Here is a 4,815-nt window from a genome sequence, read left to right as displayed (position 1 = left end):
ATCGCGGGGCAAGCCCGCTCCCACGCCGAGACACCTAGTGGGAGCGGGCTTGCCCCGCGATTAGGCCGATTCGCTCAGCCCTTGTGCACCGCCGCAAACGCCTCAGCCACCTGGCGCAGGTTGGCCGGACGCAGCCCGGACATGCACACCCGGCCGCTGTCGATCAGGTACACGCCGAACTCGTCACGCAGGCGACGCACCTGCTCGACGCTGAAGCCTGTGTAGCTGAACATGCCGCGCTGGCGCAGGAAGAACTGGAAGTCCTGGCCCGGCAGCAGCTCGCCGAGCAGGTCGACCAGGCCTTGGCGCATGTCGAGGATACGCTTGCGCATCACTTCCACTTCAGCCACCCACTGGGCATTGAGCGCGGCATCGCCGAGCACGCCGGCCACCAGCTGGGCGCCGAACGCGGGCGGGCTGGAGTAGTTGCGGCGCACGGTGGCCTTGAGCTGGCCGAGCACGCTGACTGCGGTGGCGGCGTCGTCACAGACCACCGACAGGCCCCCTACCCGCTCGCCGTACAGCGAGAAGATTTTCGAGAACGAGTTGCTGACCAGGCACGGCACGCCGGCACGGGCCATTTCGCGGATGGCGTAAGCATCCTCGACCAGGCCTTCGCCGAAGCCCTGGTAGGCGATGTCGAGGAACGGGATCAGCTGACGTGCCTTGACCACTTCGACCACTTGCTGCCACTGGCTCTGGTCCAGGTCGACGCCGGTGGGGTTGTGGCAGCACGGGTGCAGCAGCACCACGCTGTTGGCCGGCAGGGTCTGCAGGGTCGCCAGCATGCCGGCGAAGTCGACGCCACGGCTGGCCGAATCGAAGTACGGGTAGGTATGCACCTTGAAGCCCGCGCCTTCGAAGATCGCCCGGTGGTTGTCCCAGGTCGGGTTGCTGACCCAGACTTCCGAGCCTGGGAAGTAGCGCTTGAGGAAGTCGGCGCCGACTTTCAGCGCACCGGAACCGCCCACGGTCTGCACCGTGGCCACGCGGCCATCGGCCACGGCCGGGTGATCGCTGCCGAACAGCAGCGCCTGGATCGCCTGGCGGTAGGCGGCCAGACCTTCCATCGGCAGGTACAGCGACGCTTCATGGGGCTGGCCGGCCAGGCGCTTCTCGACCTCACCCACCGCCGCCAGCTGCGGCACCACGCCGGCTTCGTCGTAGTACAGGCCGATACTCAGGTTGACCTTGTCGGCGCGCGGGTCGGCCTTGAAGGTTTCCATCAGCGAGAGGATCGGGTCGCCGGCATAGGCATCGACATGTTTGAACACAGCGTGCAGCTCCTTGGGGATCAAGTTCGGGAAAGGCTGCAGCGAGGATACCCGCTGTTCGCCTGTAGGAACATCACTGATCTGCAAGGGGTGCAGTGCAGCGCCGCAAAGCCTCAGGGCCGGCGCCAGACGGCGGCACTGATGTCCACTGGCCGTGGCAACAGGCGGTTGTCGTAGAACAGCTGCACGGTCTGTTGCTGCGCCGCGACGATCGCCTCGCTGACCGGCAGCACCCGCGAAGCCGGGCGATGGCTGAAGCTGCGCCGCACCACGGCCTCCGGCAGCCCCATGAACCCGGCCAACAGCTGGATGCTGCCAGCCTCGTCGCTGCGGGTCAGGGCTTCGGCGCGGCTGATCTGGTCGAGCAACTGCTGGACGAACTGCGGGTTGGCCTCGACATAGGGCCTTGCGCCGAGGGTGAACGGCCCGATCAAGCCAAGCCCCTGGCCGTCGGCCAGCAGGCGCGCCTTGCCCTCCAGCTCGATGGCCGAATAGAACGGGTCCCAGATCGCCCAGGCGTCCACGCTGCCGCGCTCGAAGGCCGCGCGGGCATCGGCCGGGGCCAGGTACACCGGCTGCACGTCGCGGATGCTCAGGCCCGCCTTGGCCAGGGCACGCAACACCAGGTTATGAGCGCTGGAGCCTTTCTGCAGGGCGATGCGCTTGCCCTTGAGGGCCGCCACCGTGCTGATCGAGCTGTCCTTGGCCACCAGGATCACCTCGGCCTGGGGCTTGGGCGGCTCAGCGCCGATGTACAGCAAGTCGGCGCCCGCGGCCTGGGCGAAGATCGGCGGGATGTCGCCGGTCGAGCCGATGTCCAGGCTGCCAATGTTCAAGGCTTCGAGCATCTGCGGGCCGGCAGGGAACTCGATCCACTGCACTTGGGTATTCGGGAAGCGCTGCTCCAGCAACCGGTGCTGCTTGGCCAGCACCAGGCTGATCGAGCCTTTCTGGTAACCAATGCGCAGGCTGGCCGGGTCGGCTGCCTGGGCGCTGCCGGCAACGGCCAGCAACAACAGCACGGCAAGGCGTATCAAGGCCATGGTTCACTCCTTCCAGTCGTTCGAAGCTTGTTGCCACAGGTTGATGCCGCCTTCCACGGCATGCAGGTCGATCTCGGCCAGTTCCTCGGCGCTGAACGCGAGGTTGTCCAGAGCAGCGACGTTCTCGCTGATCTGCTCGGGGCGGCTGGCGCCAATCAGTGCCGAGGTCACCCGAGGGTCGCGCAGGGTCCAGGCCAGCGCTAGCTGGGCCAGGCTCTGGCCACGGCGCTGGGCGATGCGGTTCAGCGCCCGGGCCCGTTCCAGGTTGGCCTCGCTCAGGTGTTCGGGGCGCAGCGAGCCGCCACCGGCACGGTTGACCCGGGCATCGTTGGGGATGCCGTCGAGGTACTTGTCGCTGAGCAGGCCCTGGGCCAGGGCGGTGAACACGATCACCCCGGCGCCCAGTTCATCGGTGGCCGTCAGCAGGTCGCGCTCGATCCAGCGGTTGAACAGGTTGTAGGCCGGCTGGTGAATCAGCAGCGGCACCCTGAGTTCGTCGAGCAGTGCAGCGATCTCGCGGGTCTTGCCGGCGGAGTAAGACGAAATGCCGATGTACAGCGCCTTGCCCTGGCGCACGATATCGGCCAGGGCGATGGCGGTTTCCTCCAACGGCGTGTCGGCATCGAAACGGTGTGAATAGAAGATGTCGACGTAGTCCAGGCCCAGACGCTTGAGGCTCTGGTCGAGGCTCGCATGCAGGTACTTGCGCGAGCTGCCGCCCTGCCCGTAAGGGCCGGGCCACATGTCCCAGCCGGCCTTGCTGGAGATGATCAACTCGTCGCGGTACCCGCGCAGGTCTTCGCGCAGCAGCCGGCCGAAGTTGCTTTCGGCACTGCCGTAGGGCGGGCCGTAGTTGTTGGCCAGGTCGAAATGGTTGATGCCGGCGTCGAATGCGGTGTGCAGCAAGGCGCGCTGGGTCTGCAGCGGGATGGCATCACCGAAGTTGTGCCACAGTCCCAGGGACAGGGCCGGCAGCCGCAGGCCACTGCGGCCGACGCGGCGGTACGGCATGCGTGCATAGCGCTCGGGGTGTGCGGTGTAGATCATGCTAAGCCTCGTGGGAAGAAAGGATTGGCGGGCCGGGCCAGGCCCAGGTGCTCACGCAGGGTGCGGCCCTGGTACTGGCTGCGAAACAGCCCGCGGCGCTGCAGCTCGGGCACCACCAGGCGGGCGAAGTCGTCCAGCCCCTGGGGCAGGTGCGGCACCAGGATGTTGAAGCCGTCGGCGGCACGCCCCTCGAACCACGCCTGCAACTGGTCGGCGATCTGCACCGGGGTGCCAATCAGGCTCAAGTGCCCTCGCCCGCCGGCAATGCGCTGGCCCAGCTGGGCCAGGGTCAGGCGCTCGCTGCCGGCCAGTTCGGTGAGCAGTTGCTGGCGGCTGCGCTGGCCGTCCTCGGTGGGCGGCAGTTCGGGTAGCGGCCCGTCCAGGGGGTAACCAGACAGGTCGAAGTTGCCGAGCATGCGCCCGAGCAAGGCCACGCCCACGCGGGGGTCCACCAGCGCCTGGAACTGCTCGGCCTTGTCTTGCGCCTCAGCCTCGCTCTGCCCTACCACCACATAAGCGCCCGGCATGATCTTCAGGTCATCCTCGCTGCGCCCGTAGCGCGCCAGGCGCCCTTTGAGGTCGACGTAGAACGCCTGGGCTCGGGCCAGCGACGGCTGCGCGGTGAACACCACCTCGGCGGTTTCGGCGGCCAGCTCGCGGCCAGCCTCGGACGAGCCGGCCTGCACCAGCACCGGGCGGCCCTGGGGCGAGCGGGCAACATTGAGCGGGCCCTTGACCCGGAAGTGTTCGCCGGCGTGCTCCAGGGCGCGCACGGCCTCGGGGTGGTGGAACTGGCCGGCGGCCTTGTCACGCACGAAGGCATCGTCCGCCCAGCTGTCCCACAGCCCCTGCACCACCTGCTGGAACTCGCGGGCCCGGGCATAGCGTTCGCCATGGGGGATGTGTGCCTCGCGGCCGAAATTGCCGGCTTCGGCGGCGGCATCGGAAGTCACCAGGTTCCAGCCAGCGCGGCCAGCGGACAGGTGATCGAGCGAGGCGAACTTGCGCGCAACGTGGTACGGCTCGTTGTAGCTGGTGGTGGCGGTGGCGACCAGGCCGATGCGCTCGGTCACCGCGCTCAGGGCCGACAGCAGTGTCAGCGGCTCGAAGTACACCGAACGCGCGCTGTGGCTGGCCAGGGCGTCACTGGGCGCGGCCACGCTGTCGGCCACGAACAAGGCGTCGAAGCAGGCGCTTTCGGCGATCTGCGCGGCCCGGCGGTAGCTGCTGAAGTCCAGCGGGTCGGCCGGTACGTCCGGGTGACGCCAGGCGGCGACGTGGTGCCCGGTGGCCATGAGGAAGGCGCCGAGGCTGAGTTGGCGGGTGGTCATGGTTGTCTCCCCTTGAATCCAATGAGGCAAGGTCGGGCCTGGGGGGGGGGGGGGGGGGGGGGGGGGGGAGAGGAGGGGGGGGGGGGGACGAAGAAAGGGGAGAGGCAGAAGCTACAGCAC

4 protein-coding genes are annotated in these 4,815 nt (G+C 68.1%); all 4 read right to left on the bottom strand.

Features of this window, described 5'->3' with window-relative positions; genetic code table 11:
- Nucleotides 1–74: 74 nt before the first annotated feature.
- The 4 genes from ACO6VM_RS00255 to ACO6VM_RS00240 all read right to left on the bottom strand — a co-directional run bounded on the left by ACO6VM_RS00255 (nucleotide 75) and on the right by ACO6VM_RS00240 (nucleotide 4,695).
- Entirely contained in the window at nucleotides 75–1,274 is a 1,200-nt protein-coding gene (locus ACO6VM_RS00255; RefSeq protein ID WP_401060010.1) for an amino acid aminotransferase, read from the bottom strand.
- A gap of 113 nt (nucleotides 1,275–1,387) precedes the next feature.
- A complete protein-coding gene (locus ACO6VM_RS00250; RefSeq protein ID WP_422402525.1) occupies nucleotides 1,388–2,317 on the bottom strand; it encodes an aliphatic sulfonate ABC transporter substrate-binding protein in 930 nt (309 codons plus the stop codon).
- A 3-nt stretch (nucleotides 2,318–2,320) separates the two neighbouring features.
- Nucleotides 2,321–3,364, bottom strand: coding sequence for an L-glyceraldehyde 3-phosphate reductase (gene mgrA / locus ACO6VM_RS00245; RefSeq protein ID WP_422402524.1), 1,044 nt, complete (start codon nucleotides 3,362–3,364; stop codon nucleotides 2,321–2,323).
- A complete protein-coding gene (locus tag ACO6VM_RS00240; protein ID WP_422402523.1) occupies nucleotides 3,361–4,695 on the bottom strand; it encodes an LLM class flavin-dependent oxidoreductase in 1,335 nt (444 codons plus the stop codon). Before ACO6VM_RS00240 ends, mgrA begins: the two co-directional genes overlap by 4 nt.
- Between the last annotated feature and the right edge of the window lie 120 nt (nucleotides 4,696–4,815).

Source organism: Pseudomonas sp. GZD-209 (assembly GCF_049310485.1).
GTDB classification, from domain to species: Bacteria; Pseudomonadota; Gammaproteobacteria; order Pseudomonadales; family Pseudomonadaceae; genus Aquipseudomonas; species Aquipseudomonas sichuanensis.
The sequence above is the reverse complement of the archived record's forward strand: the minus strand, read 5'-3'. Positions and strand labels throughout refer to the sequence as shown.

Coding starts and splice junctions, on each gene's coding strand:
- ACO6VM_RS00250 (WP_422402525.1), bottom strand. CDS start 2,317: ATGGCCTTGATACGCCTTGCCGTGCTGTTGTTGCTGGCCGTTGCCGGC.
- mgrA (WP_422402524.1), bottom strand. CDS start 3,364: ATGATCTACACCGCACACCCCGAGCGCTATGCACGCATGCCGTACCGC.
- ACO6VM_RS00240 (WP_422402523.1), bottom strand. CDS start 4,695: ATGACCACCCGCCAACTCAGCCTCGGCGCCTTCCTCATGGCCACCGGG.